21 protein-coding genes and 1 pseudogene are annotated in these 20,439 nt (G+C 68.4%); 14 read left to right on the forward strand and 8 right to left on the reverse strand.

Features of this window, described 5'->3' with window-relative positions; translation table 11 throughout:
* Nucleotides 1-2: 2 nt before the first annotated feature.
* From OG928_RS44430 to OG928_RS44445, 4 genes are all read left to right on the forward strand, one after another.
* Nucleotides 3-1,025, forward strand: a complete 1,023-nt coding sequence (locus OG928_RS44430; protein ID WP_331767707.1) for an ABC transporter ATP-binding protein — start codon at nt 3-5, stop codon at nt 1,023-1,025.
* Nucleotides 1,022-2,002, forward strand: a complete 981-nt coding sequence (locus tag OG928_RS44435) for an ABC transporter ATP-binding protein (protein ID WP_331767708.1) — start codon at nt 1,022-1,024, stop codon at nt 2,000-2,002. Before OG928_RS44430 ends, OG928_RS44435 begins: the two co-directional genes overlap by 4 nt.
* A complete protein-coding gene (locus tag OG928_RS44440; RefSeq protein WP_331767709.1) occupies nt 1,999-3,228 on the forward strand; it encodes an amidohydrolase family protein in 1,230 nt (409 codons plus the stop codon). Before OG928_RS44435 ends, OG928_RS44440 begins: the two co-directional genes overlap by 4 nt.
* Nucleotides 3,229-3,374: 146 nt before the next feature.
* Nucleotides 3,375-3,821, forward strand: coding sequence for a DUF4440 domain-containing protein (locus OG928_RS44445; RefSeq protein ID WP_331767710.1), 447 nt, complete (start codon nt 3,375-3,377; stop codon nt 3,819-3,821).
* 101 nt (nt 3,822-3,922) lie between these two features.
* Here OG928_RS44445 and OG928_RS44450 read toward each other — a convergent pair whose 3' ends face one another.
* Nucleotides 3,923-5,182, reverse strand: coding sequence for an MFS transporter (locus OG928_RS44450; protein ID WP_331767711.1), 1,260 nt, complete (start codon nt 5,180-5,182; stop codon nt 3,923-3,925).
* 125 nt (nt 5,183-5,307) lie between these two features.
* On the opposite strand from OG928_RS44450, the gene OG928_RS44455 reads away from it, so the two are divergent.
* A complete protein-coding gene (locus OG928_RS44455; protein WP_331767712.1) occupies nt 5,308-6,246 on the forward strand; it encodes a LysR family transcriptional regulator in 939 nt (312 codons plus the stop codon).
* Between the two features lie 266 nt (nt 6,247-6,512).
* On the opposite strand, the gene OG928_RS44460 is transcribed toward OG928_RS44455, so the two are convergent.
* A complete protein-coding gene (locus OG928_RS44460; protein ID WP_331767713.1) occupies nt 6,513-7,910 on the reverse strand; it encodes an FAD-dependent oxidoreductase in 1,398 nt (465 codons plus the stop codon).
* 296 nt (nt 7,911-8,206) lie between these two features.
* Nucleotides 8,207-8,941, reverse strand: coding sequence for a dienelactone hydrolase family protein (locus tag OG928_RS44465; RefSeq protein WP_331767714.1), 735 nt, complete (start codon nt 8,939-8,941; stop codon nt 8,207-8,209).
* A 109-nt stretch (nt 8,942-9,050) separates the two neighbouring features.
* On the opposite strand from OG928_RS44465, the gene OG928_RS44470 reads away from it, so the two are divergent.
* Nucleotides 9,051-9,533 carry a MarR family transcriptional regulator gene (locus tag OG928_RS44470; protein WP_331767715.1) on the forward strand — a complete coding sequence of 161 codons (483 nt, stop codon included), beginning with the start codon at nt 9,051-9,053 and terminating at the stop codon, nt 9,531-9,533.
* Between the two features lie 331 nt (nt 9,534-9,864).
* On the opposite strand, the gene OG928_RS44475 is transcribed toward OG928_RS44470, so the two are convergent.
* On the reverse strand, nt 9,865-10,617 hold the full coding sequence (locus OG928_RS44475; protein ID WP_331767716.1) for a hypothetical protein: 753 nt from the start codon (nt 10,615-10,617) through the stop codon (nt 9,865-9,867).
* A 125-nt stretch (nt 10,618-10,742) separates the two neighbouring features.
* Between OG928_RS44475 and OG928_RS44480 the strand changes: the two are divergent.
* Both OG928_RS44480 and OG928_RS44485 read left to right on the forward strand, forming a co-directional pair.
* A pseudogene (locus OG928_RS44480) lies at nt 10,743-10,859 on the forward strand (ATP-binding protein); the annotation flags it as partial.
* Between the two features lie 498 nt (nt 10,860-11,357).
* On the forward strand, nt 11,358-11,522 hold the full coding sequence (locus OG928_RS44485) for a hypothetical protein (RefSeq protein ID WP_406291865.1): 165 nt from the start codon (nt 11,358-11,360) through the stop codon (nt 11,520-11,522).
* Between the two features lie 1,272 nt (nt 11,523-12,794).
* On the opposite strand, the gene OG928_RS44490 is transcribed toward OG928_RS44485, so the two are convergent.
* A complete protein-coding gene (locus OG928_RS44490) occupies nt 12,795-13,424 on the reverse strand; it encodes a helix-turn-helix domain-containing protein (protein WP_331767717.1) in 630 nt (209 codons plus the stop codon).
* A 70-nt stretch (nt 13,425-13,494) separates the two neighbouring features.
* Between OG928_RS44490 and OG928_RS44495 the strand changes: the two genes are divergently transcribed.
* From OG928_RS44495 to OG928_RS44515, 5 genes are all read left to right on the forward strand, one after another.
* Complete coding sequence (locus OG928_RS44495) at nt 13,495-14,388, forward strand: NADP-dependent oxidoreductase (RefSeq protein WP_331767718.1); 894 nt, start codon at nt 13,495-13,497, stop codon at nt 14,386-14,388.
* Between the two features lie 181 nt (nt 14,389-14,569).
* Nucleotides 14,570-15,019, forward strand: a complete 450-nt coding sequence (locus OG928_RS44500) for an SRPBCC family protein (protein ID WP_331767719.1) — start codon at nt 14,570-14,572, stop codon at nt 15,017-15,019.
* Nucleotides 15,016-15,354, forward strand: coding sequence for a helix-turn-helix domain-containing protein (locus tag OG928_RS44505; RefSeq protein ID WP_331767720.1), 339 nt, complete (start codon nt 15,016-15,018; stop codon nt 15,352-15,354). The genes OG928_RS44500 and OG928_RS44505 overlap by 4 nt, the downstream gene beginning before the upstream one ends.
* A 480-nt stretch (nt 15,355-15,834) precedes the next feature.
* Nucleotides 15,835-16,647 carry an SDR family oxidoreductase gene (locus OG928_RS44510; protein WP_331767721.1) on the forward strand — a complete coding sequence of 271 codons (813 nt, stop codon included), beginning with the start codon at nt 15,835-15,837 and terminating at the stop codon, nt 16,645-16,647.
* 7 nt (nt 16,648-16,654) lie between these two features.
* Nucleotides 16,655-17,422, forward strand: a complete 768-nt coding sequence (locus OG928_RS44515; protein WP_331767722.1) for an isocitrate lyase/phosphoenolpyruvate mutase family protein — start codon at nt 16,655-16,657, stop codon at nt 17,420-17,422.
* 170 nt (nt 17,423-17,592) lie between these two features.
* Here the strand turns inward: OG928_RS44515 and OG928_RS44520 are convergent, their stop codons facing one another.
* From OG928_RS44520 to OG928_RS44530, 3 genes are all read right to left on the reverse strand, one after another.
* Nucleotides 17,593-17,895, reverse strand: coding sequence for a hypothetical protein (locus tag OG928_RS44520; protein WP_331767723.1), 303 nt, complete (start codon nt 17,893-17,895; stop codon nt 17,593-17,595).
* A gap of 100 nt (nt 17,896-17,995) precedes the next feature.
* A complete protein-coding gene (locus tag OG928_RS44525) occupies nt 17,996-18,769 on the reverse strand; it encodes an alpha-ketoglutarate-dependent dioxygenase AlkB (RefSeq protein ID WP_331767724.1) in 774 nt (257 codons plus the stop codon).
* Complete coding sequence (locus OG928_RS44530) at nt 18,753-19,982, reverse strand: hypothetical protein (protein WP_331767725.1); 1,230 nt, start codon at nt 19,980-19,982, stop codon at nt 18,753-18,755. The genes OG928_RS44525 and OG928_RS44530 overlap by 17 nt, the downstream gene beginning before the upstream one ends.
* 123 nt (nt 19,983-20,105) lie before the next feature.
* Between OG928_RS44530 and OG928_RS44535 the strand changes: the two genes are divergently transcribed.
* Nucleotides 20,106-20,417 (forward strand): transposase family protein, encoded by a 312-nt coding sequence (locus tag OG928_RS44535; protein WP_406292133.1) that lies wholly within the window; start codon nt 20,106-20,108, stop codon nt 20,415-20,417.
* Nucleotides 20,418-20,439 lie beyond the last annotated feature (22 nt).

Here is a 20,439-nt window from a genome sequence, read left to right on the forward strand (position 1 = left end):
CCATGAACAAGACCTCGACCAAGCAGCCGGCCGGGCCCGTGCTCGACATCCGCGACCTCGTCGTCGAGCTGCCGGGCCCCGACGGCGAGCGCCTGCGGGCACTCGACGGCGTCGACCTGACGGTGCGCCGCGGCGAGATCGTCGGCCTCGCCGGCGAGAGCGGCTCCGGCAAGACCATGACCGCGCTCGCCCTGCTCGGCCTGCTCCCGCACGGCGGCAGTGCGACCGGTCGCATGCTCGTGGACGGCGACGACGTGCTGGAGATGACGCCGCGCCAGGTCAGGGATCTGCGCGGGAACCGCGTCGCCATGGTGTTCCAGGACCCGATGACGTCACTGCACCCGATGCTGACCATCGGCAAGCAACTCACCGAACACCTGCGCCACCACAAGAAGCTCGACAAGCGCGCCGCGAACGCGCGCGCGGTCGAACTGCTGGCCACCGTACGCATCCCCGATCCCGAAACCGCGCTCGGCCGCTACCCGCACCAGTTCTCCGGCGGCATGCGCCAACGCATCGCCATCGCCATCGCGCTGGCCTGCGACCCCGCGCTGCTGCTCGCCGACGAACCGACCACGGCGCTCGACGTCACCGTGCAGGCCGGCATCCTGCGACTGCTCGACCGACTGCGCCGCGAGAACGACCTGTCCGTCCTGATCATCACGCACGACCTGGGCGTGATGTCCGCGCTGGCCGACCGGGTCTGCGTGATGTACGCCGGGCGCATCGTCGAAAGCGGGCCGCGCGCCGACGTGTTGCGCGCACCGCGTCACCCCTACACACGGGGTCTGCTCGACGCGCTGCCGCACCCCGGCGGCGGCACCGCCGCGCTGCTGCCCATCCCCGGCTCCCCGCCCAAGCTGGGCCAGGCCCCGGCCGGGTGCGCGTTCCACCCCCGTTGCCCGCACGCCGAGCAGAGCTGCCGCGAGGACACCCCCACGCTGCTCTCCTTGACCCCGACCCACGCCGGCGCCTGCCCGATCGACCCGTTGGCCGTCGCCGTACCCGAGGTGAGCGCCCCATGACCGGATCCGACCCCACCAGCGGCGGGCTGCGCCTGACCGACCTGACCGTCTCGTACCGCTCGGCCGGCCGGCGCCCGGTGCGCGCCGTGGCCGGGGTGAACCTGAGCGTGGCGCCGGGTCGGGTGGTCGGCCTCGTCGGCGAGTCCGGCTGCGGGAAGTCGACGCTCGGCAAGGCCGCCGTCGGACTGCTCCGGCCCGCCTCCGGCACGGTCGAATTCGACGGCAGACCCGTCACCCCGCTGGGGCGCCGCCCGCGGCCGACCGACCAGCGCGGCCTCCAGATGGTGTTCCAGGATCCGTACGCGTCGCTGAACCCCCGCCGCCGGGTCGGCGACCAGATCGCCGACGCCGTCGTCCTGGGCGGCGGCACGCGCCAAGGCGGACGCACCCGTGCCGCCGAACTCCTGGACCGGGTCGGACTGCCGACCGAGTTCGTCGACCGCTACCCGCACGAATTCTCCGGCGGCCAACGCCAGCGCATCGCCATCGCGCGCGTGCTCGCCGCCGACCCGGCCTGCATCGTCGCCGACGAGCCGATCGCGGCCCTGGACGCGTCCGCCCAGGCCTCCATCGCCAACCTGCTGCTCTCCCTGGCCCGCGAACGCGAGGTCGGACTGCTCTTCATCTCGCACGACCTGTCGATCGTGCGACAGATCGCCGACGAAGTCGCGGTCATGTACCTGGGCACGGTCGTCGAGAGCGGCCCGACCGACCAGGTCTGGGACGACCCGCGACACCCGTACAGTAGGGCGCTGATCCAGGCCGTACCCCGTGCCGACGGCAGCGGAGAGCTGCCGGTCGACCTGCCCGGCGACGTGCCCGATCCGGCGTTTCCGCCCGGCGGTTGCCGCTTCCACCCGCGCTGTCCGGTCGCGGTGGACGCGTGCGCGGTCGACGAACCCGTGCTCGCCGAATTCCTCCCCGATCGGCGCGCCGCGTGCGGTGTGCTCGCACCGGTCCTGACGAAGGTCGGGTGACCGGCGTGACCGGCGTGACCGGCGTGACCGGCGCTCGATGGCTGACCAACACCCACGTCGTCGACGTCCTCACCGGTGAGGTGCTGCGCGATCGCAGCGTACGGATCGAGGACGGCCTGATCGCCGAGATCCGGGCGGCGCTGCCGCCGGGTGCCGACGCCCACGATCTCGGCGGACGCCACCTCCTGCCCGGACTGATCTCGTGCCACACGCACCTGTCCGTCGTGTTCCCGTTCGAGGACACGCGCGAGGACGAATCCCCCGCGCTCACCGCGTTCCGGGCCGCGCAACGCGCCGAGGACGCGCTTCGGGCGGGCATCACCACGCTGCGCTGTGTCCACGAGCAGAACCGCATCGACCTGGTGCTGCGGGACGCGGCCCGGCGCGGCTGGATCCGGGCGCCGCGCATCTTCGGCGCCGGACGCGCGCTGTCCACGCCGCACGGCCACGGCGAGGGCGCCGACTGCGCGTACGCCACCGGAGCGGACGGCTTCCGCCGCGCCGCCCTCGGCGAACTCGCGGCCGGCGCGGACCACTTGAAGATCTTCATCAACTCCGGGCTGGCCCGCGAGGGCGAGGACTTCGAGCACGCCGAGATGAGCGACGAGGAGATCGCGGCCACCGTGCGCGCGGCGCACGAGCACGACGCCTACGTCGTCGCCCACTCGGGCGAGTCGCGGGCCATCCGCCAGGCACTCGCCCAGGGCGTGCGCTCCTTCGAGCACGCGTACGCGCTCGACGACGACACCGCGCGGTTGCTCGCGGACCGCGAGGCGTTCGTGACGCCGACGCTGTGTGTCACCAACTCGGCGGACTGGATGCGCGAGAACCGGTTCGGCGAGGCATCCATCGCCAACGCCCAAAACGCGATCGAACCGCACCGGGAGAGTTTCCGCCGTGCGGTCGCGGCGGGCGTGCAGCTCGTCAACGGCACCGACATCCCACCCGCCGACCTGGTGGAGGGGGTGCCGGCCGCCGTGTACGAGATGTTCCTGATGGCCCGCGGCGGGCTCGACAACCTGCGCGTGCTCCAGTCGGTGTCCACCACCGCGGCCGGCCTCGTCCGGGCCGCGGACTGGCTCGGCCGGGTCGCGCCGGGATTCACCGCCGACCTCGTCGCCGTCGACGGCGACCCCGTCCGCGACATCTCGGCCATGGGCCGGCTGTCCTTCGTCATGCAGGGCGGACGCGTCGTTCGCGACGATTTCACGGTTTCGACACGGTAGTTCGTGGTTCCGGCACGGTAGTTTCGCGGTTCCGCCGCAGCGCTTTCGACCACAGCGTTTGTCGTAGACACGGCGCTTTCGACACGTGCTTTCGACACGTGCTTTCGACACGCGCTTTCGACACAAGAGTGAGGAACGACCCCACCATGACCGACTCCAACCCCTCCCGCGCCGCCCATCGGGAGGCCGGTTCGGCCGAGGACCGCGCCGCGGTCTGGGCCGCCCTGTGCGACATCTACGCGGGCTTCACCGCGCACGACCGTGAACGCATCGACCGCCGCATCCATCCCGAGGCCACGATCTGGGACTCCGCGGTGACCCCGCTGCTGTTCGGGCGGGCCGACCTGGACTGGGTCCGCGCCCAGCGTCCCACGGGCGAGGGCGCGCCCGTGGTCGCCGGGATCCACGCCCACGACGAGGTCATCGACGTGTGGGAGGACACCGCACTGGCCCGCTACCTGCTGCGGGTCGACTTCGCGCCGGCCGCCGACGGCACCACCGCGGCCCCGGAGCGGATCCGCAACACGGCGGTGGTCCGACGCTTCCCGCAGGGCTGGCTCGTGGTGCACAACCACGAGGACCTGCTGCCCTGACCCCGGCAGGCGGCCGAACGACGGAGCGGGTGCTCACCCTGCTCGGGCGAAGTCGAGGACCAGCAGAGCGGTGTGTGTGGGGACGAGCGCAGGGGCGGTGCTCACGCGGGTGTTCTTCTTTCCGGTGCTGCCCGGTCGGTGCTTTCGTGTTGCGGCGAGTGGTCGTGTCGTGGGAGCAGCAGCGGGGTGGCCAGGACGAGGACCCCCGCGGCGGCGATCGCGGTGCGCAAGCCGGTGACCACGGCGAGCAGACCCCACGCGGCGGTCAGGGCCGCGATGGCCGTACTGGTGCTGATCGACCACGCGGTCAGGGTCCGGGCGATGCGGTCCGGTGCGATGTGCTCGAGACGGTAGGTGGCCGACACCGGGTTGAACACACCGCAACAGGTCACCAGACCGAGTTGCACGACGATGATCAGGACCATCCCGGGCACGCCGGGAACCACGAACGCCAGCCCGAGCGGCCAGCACGCGCGCAGCACGCCGGCGGTGCGCAGCACCTTGTGCCGCCCGAACCGTGCCACGAGGTGGGGCGTCATGCGCGCGCCGACGAGCCCTCCCACGCACGGGGCCGCGAACACGAGGCCGTACTGCCACGGCGCGAACCCGAACCGGCCGAGCAGGAGTACGGCGAGCAGCGGCTCGGACGCCATGATCAGGCCGTTGAACACGATCGTGTTGAGGAACAGCGGCCGCAGGGTGGGGTCGGCGAGGATGTGGCGCCATCCTTCGACCAGGTCGCCCGCACGCATCCGGGGCGGGCCGGTCCGCACCGGGCGCGGCTCCGTTCCGCCGACGGCGCGCAGGCCCAGCGCCGAGAGCAGGTAGCTGACCGCGTTGGCCACCACCGTCGTCACCGGGCCCAACAACCCGATCGCGGCCCCGCCGAGCGGTGGTCCGACCGCCGTCGCGGTCCATGTCGTCGACTCGAAGCGGCCGTTCGCGATCAGCAGGTCCTCGGGCGGCACGAGCGACCTCAGGAACGCGCCGCTCGCCGCCCTGAAGGCGATGTCAGCCGCCGCGACGACGATCGCGACGACGAGAAGCTGCGCGAAGCCCAGCCGACCGAACGCGAACGCCACGGGGATGCTCATCAACGCCGCGAACCGCGTCAGGTCCATCGCCACCATGACCGGCCGCTTACGGCGGAACTCCACCCACGGACCCAGCGGCACCGCGACCACGGCCCCCACCACCCGCCCCGCAGCCGCCAGCGCCGCCACCTCGGCCGGCCCGCTGTCCAACACGATCACCGCGATCAGGGGAAACGCGCCGAACCCCAGCGCCGTGCCGTACGCGCTGACCGCGTACGCCGCCCACAACCACTCGAACCGCCGCCCCAACGCCCGCCCACCCGACATTCCGACCACACCCCGCACAGATTCGAACAACCACGCGTCGACCAGCGGCATCAAATCGTGTGGCAGACGGCGAGATCAAACAACCGATCAGCGAGGAAGGCACAACCACGGGTTGTGTCGTTAGCATGCTCGGCGTGGACTTCAACTCTGTGCGCGCCTTCGTGGCCGCCGCCGAAGCGGGGCGGTTCCAAGACGTCGCCGCCGAACTGTCGATCACCCAGCAGGCCGTCTCCAAACGGATCGCCGCGCTGGAGAAATCCCTCGGCGTGCGGCTGTTCACCCGCACCGCACGAGGAGCGAAACTCACCATCGACGGACAGGCGTTCCTGCCCCACGCCCGCGACCTCCTGAGGACCGAAGCGCGGGCAATCGCCTCCGTGTCTCCCGGCCGCCGCGCGCTCCGCGTCGACGTGATCGGCCGACGTCTCGCCCCGGCCACCCTGCTGGGTGACTTCCATCGCGCGCGTCCCGACGTCGAACTCGACGTCGTCACCCTCTTCGACGCCGACGCGGCCGTCGCCGCCATCCGGTCCGGCACCATCGACGCGTCCTTCCGCGCCGTCACCATGCCCGGCCGGCAACTCCCCGACGACATCGAGTCCGCCCGGGTATTCGACGAGCGCATCCAACTCCTCACCGGACCGGCCCACCAGCTCGCCGCCGCCCGCGCGGTTTCGCCCGCCGACCTCGTCGGGCACCGGATCTGGATGCCCGGCATCGTCCCCGGAACCGAGTGGGCCGCCTACTACGACGCCCTCGCCGCCGCGTTCACACTCACCATCGAGATCACCAGCCCCGACTTCGGCACCGAGCCCGTGCTGGACACCGTCGCCGACTCCCGTTCACTGGCCACCTTCGTCGGCGAGCACACACGCCTTGCCTGGCCCGCCGACCACGGTCTACGGCGCATCGACATGCGCGACCCGACACCCGTGTACCCGCACTCACTCGTATGGCACCGCGACAACCCGCACCCGGCACTCGCCGCGCTCCGCGACCACTTCTCCTCCCGGCGGCCCGACCCCTCGGAGGCCGGGACCTGGACACCGACATGGGCACAGTGAACGGGACCACCGCTGTCACCCGGCACCGACAACAACATCGCGTGATTCGACGGCCGGCGCGCATCAGCCGTCCCCGCTCGTCCGCGTACCGCGCACGAAACGTCAGGACATCCGCCAGTGGCGTGCCCGGCGCCGGCGCGAAGGGGCAAACGGGGAGGAGCGATTCCGGGCGTCGGGTTCCCGGTCGCCACCGCCGGCGACGTGAGTCGCTGAGGCAGTTCCGTCCGCCTGGCCGGCTTCGGCCGCCGCCGTGGCTGACAGCCTCGTCAGGAAGTGAGGAGCCGCAGCAGGCTTTCTCGGTCGGGACCCGCCGTCCCCGCCGTCCCCGCCGTGTCCGCGGGTTCGGGCCGCGTGATGTCGATTCTTGCCCGGATGTCCGGTCGCGCGAGCACGTCCCGGGGGAGTGCCAGGCAGGTTGCGGTTTCCAGAAGGGCGCGGAAGACCTCGGCGTCGCGGAATGCCGCCGCGCCGAAGGGGCTTGGCGTGGGGGCGGGGGTGGCGGTTCGGTCGGCGGACATCACCGCGGCGCGTGCGCGGTCGGCGCGGATCTGGTCGTGATGGAACGGCGTGACGACCCGTTCGGTGGCCTCGTCCCACGCGAGCGGGAAACCGGCCGGGTCGTCGGCGCATCGGCGTACCACGTCGCGCAGCAGTTGGGCCTGGACCAAGCCGACGCTCAGCCCTCGGGCGGCGGTGGGGTTGGTACACGCCCACGCGTCGCCGACGGCCGCGAAGCCGGTGGCCACCGGGTGGCCGTCCACCACGAACCGTCGTCGACGGTCGAGGATGCCGGCCATCACCACGATGTCGGTGACCGGTGTGCCGTCCAGCCAGTGGGCCTGGGCCGGGCAAGCCCGGACCACCCGGGTGAAACGATCGGGCTCGCGCAGCGCCTTGAGCGGCGCGTCGCCGGTGACGGCGACGACGGTGACCGACCACGTGTCGTTGTCGCCGGGAATGGTCAGCAGCGCGAACGTGTCGTACGGCGTGTAGGGCGCGCTCCGTCGGACAGGCTGCCGCGGACCGGTGAAGTAGCGTGTGTAGTAGGCGAATCCGCCCTCCTCGGACTCGACGAGCGGGGCCGGCGCCCCGATGTCGGTCAGCCAGCGCGCCGAGGCGGTCCGGCGGCCGGTCGCGTCGATCACCAGGTCGGCGTGGAACTCGGTGCCTTCGGTGGTGCGTACGCCGATCACGTGGGCGGTATCCGGGAGGATCGGTGCGCCGGTGAGCAGGCCGGCGATCGTGGTGCCCCGATGGACGCGAATCCCGGCGGCGACGGCGGCCGACGCGAACACCGCCTCGACGACGGGGCGTCGGCCGGTGAGGAAGCGGAAGCGGTCGTCGTCGGGCCGGTGGACGTAGCCGGCTACGCTCGGGGGCAGCGGGTGCAGCGCGTTGCCCTCGAAGCAGCCGGCCGCCACGAGCAGGTCGATCACCTCGGGCAGTTCCTCCGCGAGCACTCCGCGAAACCGGGGCAGCAGGTTGTGCGGCTGGCGAAACTGGGCCACGCCCCGACGCTGCCACGCCGTCCACGCCTGCGCGGGATCATCCGGCGGAACGGAGGGGTCGCCTTCGTACACGGTCACCTCGTGCCCGTCGCGCGCCAGCATCAGGGCCGTGGCCAGACCCACCACGCCGGCGCCGCAGATCAGGACCGATGCCATCGGACCTCCTCCCACTTCCGTCGATCCGACACGGTGACACGCGGATCGCCGGCGACGCGACCCATTTCGCCCACCCGGTCACGGCCGACGGCGGCCGAAATGAGATTTCTGCACCGGATCGACGAGGCGGCCCGGTGGCCGCTCGTGCCCCGCGTACGCCCGCACGAGCGCGAGCCGGCGGCCCGCGTGTGCTTGCGCGCGGAACCGGTTCCCGGCTGCTGCGTCCGCGTTGCGGTCGGCGTGCGAGCTACGGGCTGCGGAGCCGCGCGCTTCGGGTTTGGTTTCCGGCCGGAGCCTCAGCCGTTGGCCAGGGCGCGGCCGAGGAGGGGGAGCAGGCGGTCCCAGTGGAGCTGTAGGGCGGCGGGGTTGAAGGCGTCGGTGTCGGACATGGTGAAGCCGTGGATGGTGCCGGGGTAGATCTCGGAGGTGTAGGCGACACCCGCGGCGTCCAGGGCCTGGTTGAGCTCGCCGAGCGCCTCGGGCGTCACGTCGGTTTCGGCGTGGCCGAGGTGGACCTGGGCGGTGAGCTTGGAGAAGAGGTCGGGCCCGTCGGCGCCCACGGGGCCGTGGAAGCCGGCGACGGCGGCCACCTGGCCGGGGTGGGCTGCGGCGGTGCGCATCGCAAGGAGGCCGCCTATGCAGTAGCCGGTCACCGCGACCGGTCCGGGGCCGACCTCGGGCTGGGTGGTGAGGAACCTGAGGTAGGCGTCGGCGTCGCTCAGGACACGTTCGATGGTGTGCGCCTCGATCAAGGGCATCAGCTGGGCGAAGACCGCGGGCCGGACATCTTCTCCGATGTGCTCGGGAAGTTCGATCACCGGTGTCGGGCCGTGCCGGTAGAAGAGGTTGGGGACGAGCACGTAGTACCCGTGCCCGGCCAGTTCGCGGGCCAGCTCCCGCAGCACGGGCCGGATGCCGAAGCCGTCCGCGTACATCAGCACCCCTGGGTGCCGCTCGCCGTGGTCGGGGAAGGCGGCGAAAGCGTCGGCCCGGCCGTCCGTGGTGGGAATCTGCACTGTCTTGGTGGGCAAGTTCTTCCTTCCTTGGAGTTCACTCCATTAACGTTAGTTGCACTAGCGTTTTAAGCGTGAGTGAACCTATACCGTTAGTTGGACTAATGCAACGGGTAGCATGAACAGCATGATCAGAGCCGAAGCCGCAGACATGCCCGACGACGGCGCGCGCAAGACGCCCGACCGGCTGCGTCGGCGGGCGAGCCGACTGTTGTCGCAGTTGAGCATGCCGTCGGACCGGCTGATCACCGAGGGGCTGGCCCGGGTCGACGCCCGCAAGTGGCACTATGCCGTGCTCGCCTCACTGCAGGATTACGGGCCGGGCAGCCAGGCGGAGCTGAGCACGCGCTCCGGCATCTACCGCAGCGACATGGTCGGCGTGCTCAACGAACTGGCCGAGCGTGACCTCGTCGAGCGGGCACCGGATCCCGACGACCGGCGCCGCAACATCATCACGATCTCCGCCCAGGGCCGCCGCCACCTACGCCTCCTCGACAAGGTCCTGGACGACCTCCACGACGAACTGCTCGCGCCGCTGAGTCCGGCCGAACGCGACCAGTTCGTGCAGCTGCTGACCCGCTTGCTGGACCACCACACCCGGAACTCCTGAGCCGCGTGGTGGCATCCGGCATCAACGTTGCCCGGGCGCTGTTTCATCGGTGATCTCCCAATGCCGCGAAGTTGAGGATCACGGGGCCGTGTCCACCCCTGTCGAGGGTGCGATCAGGAAGACGCCCGAGGCAGTCTTGGTGAGCCGGCCTCGACGGGCCCGAGCGGACATCTGGAGATGGAAGCTGCGGAGGCCCTGCTTGCCGGGCGGCCAATGGCCGGGGACGGGACGCGGCGCCGAGTCGGTGCGGCCGACTGAAGCTTCTTGTGCTGTTCGGTCGCTGGTTTGGGCTGGTGCACGGTCACCTCGACGGGGGTGACGTCGGTGCCGGTCAGCGGTCTCTTGTCGCTGGAACGCAGTCCGCTACCGCTTGAGCCACTCCGGCGAGGAATGGCGCCGGCAGCTCAGGGGATGTCCGTGCCGACCAGCCGTCGTTGCCGTCCCAGTACCCCTCCGCGATCCGCACTGCCCGATCGGCGACCTGATACGGGATCAGGCCCGGAACCTCCAGTGCCGCCACGGCCCAACCGACCCGTTCCCCCACGGCGATGTACTGGTACCACTCGGCGTCGTCCCAGTCCTGCTTGTCTTCCTTGGCCCAAGCCCTTTGCAGGACATCGACGACGGCTCGGGCCGCCCTTTCCCGGGGAGTGCCCGTCGCCGCTTGTGCGGCGGACGCGGCCTCACCCACCAACTCCAAGGTCCACCGGAAGTCGAAACGGCCGAAGAAGTCGATGTTCTCGCCGACGGTGTCGCGAAATGCTCTGCCCCGGCCACGACTGTTCGACGCGACCAGCCAATCGCTCAGCGACGGGGGCCACAGTGCCTCACGTCGGGTGTCCCCGCGGTCGATGGGCAACACAGCGTCGAACCAGCCCTGGTTGTACGCGTTGGCGGCGGCGACCATCGCATGCACATCGGCGTCCGTCGCCGTGGCCTCCCGGTCGATCCGCTCCCAGACGACGACCAGCGAGCGTTCCACAGCGGTCCGCGCCCTGTGGTCGAGGGCGGTATCTTCTGAACGCTCGATCCACGGCAACAGCGCTTGGTAGCAGGCAATCCAGGGGTCGTCTTCGTTGGCCATCCGGCAAGCCTAGGAGCATGTCCCAGATACCGGCGGCGCCCCTACGCAATATGGCTACTCGTGTGTACGCACTGCGCACGCTGGGCGGAGTGCCGCGCGGGAAGGTGCGCTACGACAACCAGTGGGGCCGGCCGCTGTGCCTGATCGGCGACTCGGGAACCGGCAAATCGCACCTGCCGATCGCACTCGGGACGGAGGCAGCGACGGCCGGGTACCGCGTCTGCTGCACACTCGCCACCAAGCGCAGCCTGGCCTTGCTGTACCGCGTCAAGAAGGCACGAGGCCGCGCGGTCTACGGCGCTGACGGAGCGGTCTGGCCGGGCCCTGCGGTCCATTGCGATACCAAAGCCGCCAGGGCGTCGTGGAAACCTGGGAACGTCTTGCGCACGACCCGGGAACGCGGACTACAGCCACGGTGCTCCATCGCAACGGTTGAGCAACACATGAGCGGGCAGAGGCGCGCAACTCCACGACCCACCCCTCGACTCGCTCTGATCTTGCCAGGGCTCAACCCTCGACACCAAGGCGAATAACCGCGCCTCGGACCGGCACAGCAGACGTTCCACACCGTACGTACGCGAACACCGGGCCGCGCCGGCGCCGTCCCGACCTGAGCGCGGCCCCGGTCGGTTGAGGTACGCGCCGATCCGGCCACGAGGTACCGAACAGCCCTCGCGTGGCGAGGGTGGTCCGGTTCAGCCCTGTTGGAGTTTGTAGAGCTCGCCGAACAGACCACCTGTGTGGACGAGTTCGTCGAAGGTGCCGGTTTCGACGAGGCGTCCGGCGTCCATGACCAGGATGCGGTCGGCGATGCGGTCGGCGATGCGGACGTTGGCGAGGCGGTGGGTGACGAGGACGGTGGTGCGGCCGTCCCGTGGGTTGAACCAACCATGACGTTGTCGTAGGTCGGATATTTGTCCCGTTGACGGGACAATCCATGTTGCCGTAGGTCTGAGATTTTTCGCGCCCGCCGCATTGCCCTTGTCGACTTCTGTATCCGGCCCTTGATCAGTCCTCCGGGCTGTGGACGTGCTTCTTGCCGACCGAACTACGACTGCTCTGACGGGTCGCAATGCAGTTGCCTTCCTGGCCTGCACGGATTCCCTGACTTTCGCGAGTGCGTGTCCGATGCAATGGGCAGCGGTTGGAGCAACGGAAAAGCATCGACGGTGGCGCGAATTCTATGGGGTCTATCGGTTCGTCGGCTCGCTGTGCTAGCAAGGAGAAAGTCCAGCGAATGGACGGATTCCCGGGGGCGCGTTGCGCCACGGGTTTGACGGGCACCATGATCAGAAGAGGAGAACTCATGCGCATACGTCATGCACTGGCAAGCCTGGCCCTGGGGGGTGCGCTCGCCCTCGGAGGCACAGCCGTGCCCGCCCAGGCGACCGAACCCACGCCATCGGCGAAGGTTTCGGCCAACGATGCGAACGCCGCAGCGCCTGATTGGCACTACCACAGCACGTACTATAACTCGCCCTCGTGGTGCGAGTCTGCCGGAGAAGCCCTCAGCCTCCCCTACAAGTGCGTTTTCGGCCTGCCCGGACCGCTCTTGCCAATCTATCTTTATGTCTGGTACTGACATCGCAAGTCAGTGGCCGGCGGGTAATCTCGGATCATTTACGGAACATTCCTTAAGAACTCGTAACGCGATCATGAGTTGCGTTTCTTGAGGCGTCTCCAGTAGATGAGGCTGCATGCGAGAGAGCTGAAGGCGCCGTGGAATTCGGTGCGGCGCTCCAGCGAACGGCGAGGCGTTTGAACCGGTGGAGCAGGGCGAGGGGCTGCTCGACGACGTAGCGGAGCTTGCTCAGGCCCTGGATGTTCGGGGCGCCTTTGCGGGAGACCACCGGCAGGACCCGGCGCGCAGTTCGCGGCGGTTGGGGTTGGAGTCGTATCCCCTGTCGCCGAGCAGGGCCTGGGGGCGGCGCCGCCGTTGGCGGTGCCGTTCCTGCTGCGTATCGCCGCCGACCGTTCGCCCCACCAGTGGGCAGGTGTAGGACATCCGCATTGACACCGTTGCCTGGAGCGGGGCGTGCTGGTCGGATGCGACACGGCCGGCCGAGGTAAGGCTGAGTAGAGCGCAACGGGTTGCCGCTGGAGCCGGTCCGCGGTAAAGCGCGTCGAACGCCGTGTCTGGGAGGTCAAGACCCTCCCGACAGGCAAGTTGAAGCTCCTCAGTCCCGACCGGCCCCTGCCCTCCCCGGTGGAACAGTTCCTCGCGTACGTCGAGAAGGACGGGTGACTTCCCAGGCCGCCTCGATCATCCGGAAGATCTCGTCCACCGCAGCGTCCGGGTCGGCCGCCTCACGGGCCAGTGAATGGGCGTCGATCACGAACCTCGCGATCGTCCGGCAGGCCGTCGTGGTCTGTGACAGGTCGAGATCGGCGGCGATGGCCGTTGCCAGCGACTCTGCATGGCGCAGCCTCATCGACTCCTCGTACTCCCGCAGGGCACGTGATTCGTCGATCATGTGCCAGATCGGGGCGGCGCTGTCCGCCGTGCAATGTCGCACCATGGCCTGGATCTCGCGGCGCAGCGCAGGGATGAGCGGCTCGTGCGGCGGCCGGCCGGTGACCGCCCGCGTGAGGCGTTGTTCGAAGTCTTCGTCCCGCTCGAACACCAGGGCCTCTTTCGAGGCGAAGTGGGAGAAGAGCGTGGTGACGGCCACGTCGGCCTCGGCGGCCACGTCACGGATGCCCACCGCGTCGTACCCGCGTTCCAGGAAGAGCCGCAGCGCGGTGTCGGCGATCTTCTGGCGGGTCGCGGCCTTCTTGCGCTCACGGCGTCCGGACGGCACGGTCATGCCCTGACGCTATCAGATGCAAAAGTGACACGGTTTCAAAACACTAACGGTTAGTGTTACGGTCGACCGCATGAAGAGAGTGAGCTTCGCCGAGTTCGGCGGTCCCGACGTTCTGCAACTCGTAGACGCCGAGGAGCCCCACGCGGGCCCCGGTCAGGTACGCATCGCCGTGCGGGCGGCGGGCGTGAACCCCGTGGACTGGAGGGTCCGTGAAGGCCAGATGCTGAAGGCCCATCCGATCGAGTTGCCGGCCGGAGTCGGGCTGGACGCCTCCGGGGTGGTGGACGAGGTCGGCGAGGGAGTCGAAGGGGTCGAGGTCGGCGACCACGTGTTCGGCGAAGGCTCGAGCACCTATGCCGAGTTCGCCGTGCTGTCGGCCTGGGCCCGTATGCCCGAGGGTCTGACGTTCGAAGAGGCGGCCGGGTACCCATCCGTGGTGGAGACCGCGCTGCGCATCGTCCGCGAGGTCGGTGTGCAGCCCGGGCAGACGCTGCTGGCCAGCGGTGCGTCCGGGGGAGTCGGATCGGCGGTGCTGCAGATCGCCCGCGCCCGCGGCATCACGGTGATCGGCACGGCCGGGGCCGCGAACCAGGACTATCTGCGCAGCCTGGGTGCCCTCGCCACGACGTACGGCGACGGCTGGGTCGAGCGGGTGCGTCGGCTCGGCCGTGTCGACGCAGCCCTCGATCTGGCCGGCTCGGGCGTGATCCGCGAGCTCGTCGAGCTGACCGGGGACCCGCAGAAGGTGATCTCCATCGCCGATCTCGGTGCGCCGGAGCTCGGTGTCCGATTCTCCGGCGTGGCCGGGAGCGTGCCGGAAGCGCTCGCCGAGGCCGTCGACCTCATCTCGCGGGGAAAGCTCCACATCCCGGTCGAGAAGTCGTACACGCTCGCCGAGGCCGCAGCGGCGCACATCGACAGCCAAGCCGGTCACACGCGCGGGCGCCGGGTCGTGGTCGTCTGAGCCGTTTCCCGCGCAGTTGCACCCGCGCTCGGTTCGGGTTCTTCTCGGCGGCCGGGTCCACCGACGACCCCCAGGATGCGCCTGCGTCGACCTCACGGTCGTTACGCAACATGAGGTTGCGGATCGCCGGTGCGACTACTAGAGTCATGCGCAACCGATGGTTGCTTATTGGGGGTCCGTAGTGGAGTTCGGAAAGTTGGAGCGCGAGATCCGCATCGACGCGGCACCGGAGATCGTGTTCGATGTGGTGAGTCGTCCCGAGCACATCAAGATGTGGTGGCCCGATGACGCGAAGTTTGAGCCTGCGCCAGGCGCGGTCGGCGAACTGGTGTGGGGCGACCGCGCCGGGGTTGAAGCGATCACGGTGGTCGACGTGGATCCGCCCCGCAAGTTCGCGATCCGCTGGATCGCTCCCGACGGTCAGCTGCCCGATGCAGACAACTCGCTCCTGGTCACCTTCGAGCTCGAACCCTCTGGTGACGGCACGATTCTGCGCCTGACCGAGAGCGGCTGGCGGGAGAAGGGCTGGGAAGCCGCTGTGCTCGAGGAGGCCTTCCACGACCACGAGCGCGGCTGGGACATGTTCCTGCCCAGACTGCAGAGCTACGCCCCTTCCGTGGTGGCGCAATGAGCGTCGCCGTCGACGACGAACTCTGGTCGGCGATCGGCGACCCGATCAGGCGCCGCCTGCTCGACCTGCTGCTCGCGGAAGGAGTCGGTACGCCGACCAGCCTGAGCGATCATCTCCCGATCTCGCGCCAAGCGGTCACCAAGCACCTGGGCGTCCTCGATCGCGTAGGCCTCGTGCACGCGACACCGATGGGCCGCGAGCGGCGCTACGAGGTTGACGAGGCGCAACTCACCCGCGCCGTCCGGCAACTGAATGAAGTCGGCAAGACCTGGGATGCGCGACTGAACCGCATCAAGCGCATCGCAGAAGAGATCCAGCGTCAGAAACGCGACTGACCAACAGGCCGCCGGCCGGTTCGCCGACCGGAATGCCGTGCGCACCCTGATCGTCGGCGCCAGCGGTGTAGCGGCTTCGCCGCTGGTGCTCTTGCTTGTCGGGCGATTGCTGTGCTCGTGGCGCCGGCGTTACCGGCCTTCGGTTTGTTCGCCATGGGCATGGTGCCCTCGATGCGGTACCGCGTGGTGAGCCTGGCCGGCCCAGGTGGACAGCCGGCGTCCTCGCTGCCGGTCTCCGCAGGCAACGCAGGCAGCGCGTTGGGCCCGTGTGCCGGTGGCGTGGTGATCGGCACCTTCGTCGCCTCGTCTGCGGTGATCTCCATCCCGGCCGCCTGGGCCGCCGGCTTACTGAAGCCTCCGGTAATTGCGGACGGGAAAGAACCCGCAGCGGAAACCCGCAGCGGGACTCGCAGCGGCGACGGTGTGACCATCAAGCCTGCGTAATCATTCGGAAGAATCAGTCACCCTAGGAGGACACATATGAGTGGCTTGCTGCTTGAGAATAAGAACGCTGTGATCTATGGCGGCGGGGGCGCTATCGGCGGCGCAATCGCGCGGGTATTCGTCCGGGAAGGCGCGAGGGTCTTCATCGCCGGGCGGACGCAGGCGAAGCTCGACGCCGTGGCGCGTGATATCGCCGCCGCGGGCGGAACAGTCGAGACCGCGCAGGTCGACGTTCTCGATCAACAGGCGGTCGAAAAGCACGCCGCCGCGGTCGCGGCGACGGCCGGCAGCATCGACATCGCCCTCAACGCCGTGAGTGTCATGCACGACCAGGGGACTTCGCTGGCGGACCTCTCGCTGGAGGAGTTCATGCGGCCGATCGACGGATTCCTGCGGTCGCTGTTCATCACCAGCAAGGCGGTGGCACCGCACATGGGCCACAAGCGTCCCGGCGTCATCCTGACGCTGTCCGAGCCGGGTTCCAAACTGGCTGTAGGCGGCATCTTGGGGCACAGCGTGAGCGCGGCCGGCAAGGAGGCATTCTCGCGAGTTCTGGCCGCGGAGCTGGCACCCGGCAACATTCGGGTGATCGGCATTCGTCCACACGCTGTCGTCGATGCGCCGGCAGCGGGTTCCTACACCAAGGACCTCTTCAAGCAAACCGCGGCGGCGGCCGGGCAGTCGGTTCAGGAATTGCTCGAAGGCGGGGCGATGGCGCAGGGGACGCTTCTGAAGCGGCTGCCTACACTCTCTGAAATCGCAGAGACGGCCGCGTTCCTGGCTTCGGATCGAGCCGGATCCATGACCGGAACAATCGCCAATCTGTCCGCCGGCGCACTTGTCGACTGAGACCGCGATGTCCGATCAGGCCGACAAGGCCGAGTTGCTTCGTTCCCTGCACATCCCGGGCGCTCCGCTGGTGCTGCCGAACGCCTGGGACGTGGGCAGCGCCCGCGCCGTCGTCGACGCAGGCTTCCCGGTGGTCGCGACCGCGAGCAACGCGATCGCCGCCGCTCTGGGCTACGACGACGGTGAGGGTGCCCCGAGCGAGGAGATGATGTTCATCGCTCAACGCATCGCAGTCTCTGTCGACGTTCCGGTCACCGTCGACGCCGAGGCCGGCTACGGGATGGCGCCGGAGGAACTGGTCGAACTGCTGATCGGGATCGGAGTCGTCGGCTGCAACATCGAGGACAGTGATCACGCCAACGGCGGCCTGATCGACGTCGATGTCCGCGCCGCCTACATCGCGCAGATGCGCGCAGCCGCCGACCGTATCGGCGTGCCGTTGGTCATCAATGCCCGGATCGACTCCTTCTTCCCCACCTCGCCTCTGGCCGAGAACCAGAAGCGTGGCGATGCGATCGGCAGGGCTGAGGCCTATTGGTCGGCCGGCGCTGATTGTGTGTTCCCTCCCGGAGCCGGGCCGGACGACCTCCGGGCCATCGTCGCCGAGGTCGGCGCGCCGGTGAATGGTGGTCTGCCGCTGAAACGCGGGTCGCTGGACGAGCTTCGTGCAATCGGTGTGGCCCGGGTCTCCGTGGGGCCCCAGCTGTACCGCAGCGCACTCGACCACCTGCACACCGATCTCCAGCCTCTCAAGAGGCCGTCACCCGAACCGTGAACTACTCCGCGCGATGAACCACCACCTGGAATACGCGGCGCAACACCCCCCGGACCCCGCGCTGGGATCCGTCAACCGCGCCCCCAGCTTGAGTCAACCTTCGTCGGGGCCTGATGCGCCATGTCCAGGGAGGTACCTGCCGGCCCGACACTGCCGGCTGTCGCGCCCGGTCAGGCCGGCTGCGGTTTTGGAACACCGGTGGAACGAGGGCCTCTTCCGCCGGTGTTGCAAAACTCGACGGTTCCTCCCGCCGAACAACACGGACGGACGCCGAACTCGGCGACGACGTCCGCCCACACGCGGTCCCTGGACGCCCAGCGGCGCACCATGCCGCGCAGCACGTCGTACTCGTCGGCCGCGAGCACACGGTCGGGCCTGAGCCGGCCACGACGGTGCGCGAACTCGGCGTACACCGCGGCCACGGAGTACGACTGGCAGCCGCTCGGGAGGAGGTCACTGAAGGCACCCGCCACCCCCGTTGCGGTCCAGGCCCCGCGTTCCTCCCACCACCGCTGCTGCCTTGTCCAGGCTGCGGCCGACCCTCCACGAACGGTTATTCAAAGGCCCTCAAGGTCAGACCGGCGGCATCAGATCGCTCTCGCTGATGGTGTACGTCAGCAGGGGGTAGATGAAGTCCGTTTCATTGTTCTCACGGCGCCGTAGTTGGTAAAACTCGTGCCTCTGCTCATCGTCGGCAGACATGAGGCGCGCACCCTGCGGGAGGTATACATGTCCGTCGCGAAACCGAACGAAGGTCTTTGACGTTCGAAACGTTACACCCAACCATTGGTTGTCCGCCGTCCGGACGGCGGGCGTGTCCAATACGATTTTGTGCCTGAGTCGCCGATTCGAGTCGACAGAAAACGCGACGATACTGTTGTGGGCGAGAGGGATCTCGAACTTCTCGCCACCGGACCCCTTTGATTCGAAGATCAGCTTCCTCGGCGGGCTCGCTTCAGGATGTTGGTAGCAGGAGAAGACGGCGATATACGACTCGTTGGCCAGATCGAGGGCTTGGTCGGAATGGCTGCCCATGCTTGTGTAAGCGTTCGTGTACCTCTCGATGAGAGCGTTGTTGAAGCCGAGCGAAAGCGCCGCACGTTCTTGAATCTGTTGCGCCAGCCGTTCGTGCACCGCCCGGAAACGCTGCGTCGGGCTGCTGTATCGAGTGGTAGTACGTACGAGAGGCACACCACCCGCCTCGTCGATCTTGGTAAGCACGGCGCCTCGCCGGCCTTTTCCTACGTCTTCCAAACGAGCCGATGCGGACAGCTCCGCAAAGAGATTCTCCTCGGTTGCCAAAGCGCACGAGAGGATCTCATCCGAGATCCTAGACTCGGGGGGCAACGTAGTCTCCCGTGTTCATACTGAAGAGGAATTGGTCGCCGTAATCAATGAAGGACGAGGTCTTGTTCTCCTCGGTGTACAGCCTGCGCAGCTCGTTCATGCCGGCCGGTGTGGGTGGCCCCAGCTTCACCAAATCTCCGGCCACTTTGAGGAACGTGTGGCCGTTCTTGTGAACGGCTTCGGCGCTCGAACAGCGGACCACGTATCCCAGGCGGGTCGGGAGCAACTCGGCGTCCAACGTTGAGGGCCGGATTTCGTGCGTATACAGGCGGTTGGTGGACAGCGGCATGAGGAATACGGAGCCGGGGTAGAGAGTCACGGTGAACTGCGGGGGGAACGCAACCCCGTCGCGTTCTTCGGTCGGCCCCTTGAGGCGAAAGTGGAGTTTGGTCAGCCCGCTGGCACCCTTCACACCGTAGTCGAAGGCGTCTTCGGCCAGGGGCTGCAGCTTGTCGAGCCGGTCATAAAAGGTGCAGAAGGCCATGATGCCATTGACGGGCATGTCCTTGGTCTTGTCGGCATGGGCCGAGATCTTGGCCTTGGACTGCTTGCGCTCGGTCGTGGCAAGGGTGTTGTGGTAGATCTGAGCGAGGACGTGATTCAGCGGTGCCTGGTTCCGGAAGACGGCGGCGGCCTCGCGGTTCAGAGCCTCGACGATGCGCGTGTCGGTCGGGCCAAAGCTTTCGGTCGGCCCCGAGAGATTCGTGGAGCACCGGAGCAGGCGGAAATGTAGTTCGTCACCGTTTCGTGTGACGGGCGTCAGATAGATTCCGCTGCGATGGGCTGTTCCAGGCTTGGTGGACTCCGTCAGAGACTGGAACGCGTGCTCCGTGCGGATCCGTCCGAAGTGATCGGCGCCGAGTTCGAAAAAGCGGCGGTAGTACACGCCGATCCCGTGTACACGGATGGGAACTCGGCCGAGGTCGACGAGGGTCCAAGGTTTGTCGACGTCCTCGTGGTAACCGTGTGATAGCTCCCGGATAACGAATACCCGGGCAGCCGCACGCAGTTGGCGGGCGCTGATCCCGGATATATCGCCACACAGGTAGACGGTCTTCTGCGCGAGGTTGGGCGAACCGGAAGCAAGGTCCTCCGGCGTGATTGTGGATCCGAAGAAGTCTCTGGTCAAGTCATTATCTTGCAGCATCGAAGGCGCAACCAAGATGTTGCTCGCATCTTCGATGCAGGCTTCTGTCGGCTCTGTTGTGTACATCAAACGGTACCTGCCATTCGCAGATCTTGATGGATTTCTCAAAACCGTGAACATGGCAACGGCCCGCACTCTTTCATTTGCGTTGCGAAGCGTAAATGAAAGGAGACGGACCGTTGAACCTTGATGCTCTCACGGGGCTCGACAGCGGGCAACGGGTTCTGGGTCGTGAAGCCGGGCGGACGGCCTGCGGCGATTGGGCTGTACCAGTCGGTGATGTTGGTGCTCTGCCTGATGCGCCAGAACCTCCCGCAGGAGGTCGCGGGTGCGGTCTTCGGCGTCAGCCAGTCCACGGTCGGCCGCCGCTGGGACCTGCTATCGGCCGCATGTACGGCCGGGATCATTCGCGGCTCGACCGGCTCGACCGGCTTGATCGGCTTGACGGGCTCGACCGGCTTGATCGGCTTGACGGGCTCGACCGACCACCCGAGCGGCTGACCCGTCGCTCGAACTACCGTTG

The organism is Embleya sp. NBC_00896, from assembly GCF_045207785.1.
In the GTDB taxonomy this organism is placed as follows: Bacteria; Actinomycetota; Actinomycetes; order Streptomycetales; family Streptomycetaceae; genus Embleya.

Bases quoted from the DNA above. Each gene is read 5' to 3' on its own strand.
- OG928_RS44460 (WP_331767713.1), bottom strand. From the start codon at position 7,910: ATGGCATCGGTCCTGATCTGCGGCGCCGGCGTGGTGGGTCTGGCCACG.
- OG928_RS44505 (WP_331767720.1), top strand. From the start codon at position 15,016: ATGAGCGTCGCCGTCGACGACGAACTCTGGTCGGCGATCGGCGACCCG.
- OG928_RS44510 (WP_331767721.1), top strand. From the start codon at position 15,835: ATGAGTGGCTTGCTGCTTGAGAATAAGAACGCTGTGATCTATGGCGGC.
- OG928_RS44430 (WP_331767707.1), top strand. From the start codon at position 3: ATGAACAAGACCTCGACCAAGCAGCCGGCCGGGCCCGTGCTCGACATC.
- OG928_RS44475 (WP_331767716.1), bottom strand. From the start codon at position 10,617: ATGGCCAACGAAGACGACCCCTGGATTGCCTGCTACCAAGCGCTGTTG.
- OG928_RS44470 (WP_331767715.1), top strand. From the start codon at position 9,051: ATGATCAGAGCCGAAGCCGCAGACATGCCCGACGACGGCGCGCGCAAG.
- OG928_RS44490 (WP_331767717.1), bottom strand. From the start codon at position 13,424: ATGACCGTGCCGTCCGGACGCCGTGAGCGCAAGAAGGCCGCGACCCGC.
- OG928_RS44530 (WP_331767725.1), bottom strand. From the start codon at position 19,982: ATGTACACAACAGAGCCGACAGAAGCCTGCATCGAAGATGCGAGCAAC.
- OG928_RS44435 (WP_331767708.1), top strand. From the start codon at position 1,022: ATGACCGGATCCGACCCCACCAGCGGCGGGCTGCGCCTGACCGACCTG.
- OG928_RS44515 (WP_331767722.1), top strand. From the start codon at position 16,655: ATGTCCGATCAGGCCGACAAGGCCGAGTTGCTTCGTTCCCTGCACATC.
- OG928_RS44535 (WP_406292133.1), top strand. From the start codon at position 20,106: ATGCTCTCACGGGGCTCGACAGCGGGCAACGGGTTCTGGGTCGTGAAG.
- OG928_RS44495 (WP_331767718.1), top strand. From the start codon at position 13,495: ATGAAGAGAGTGAGCTTCGCCGAGTTCGGCGGTCCCGACGTTCTGCAA.
- OG928_RS44450 (WP_331767711.1), bottom strand. From the start codon at position 5,182: ATGTCGGGTGGGCGGGCGTTGGGGCGGCGGTTCGAGTGGTTGTGGGCG.
- OG928_RS44445 (WP_331767710.1), top strand. From the start codon at position 3,375: ATGACCGACTCCAACCCCTCCCGCGCCGCCCATCGGGAGGCCGGTTCG.
- OG928_RS44455 (WP_331767712.1), top strand. From the start codon at position 5,308: ATGCTCGGCGTGGACTTCAACTCTGTGCGCGCCTTCGTGGCCGCCGCC.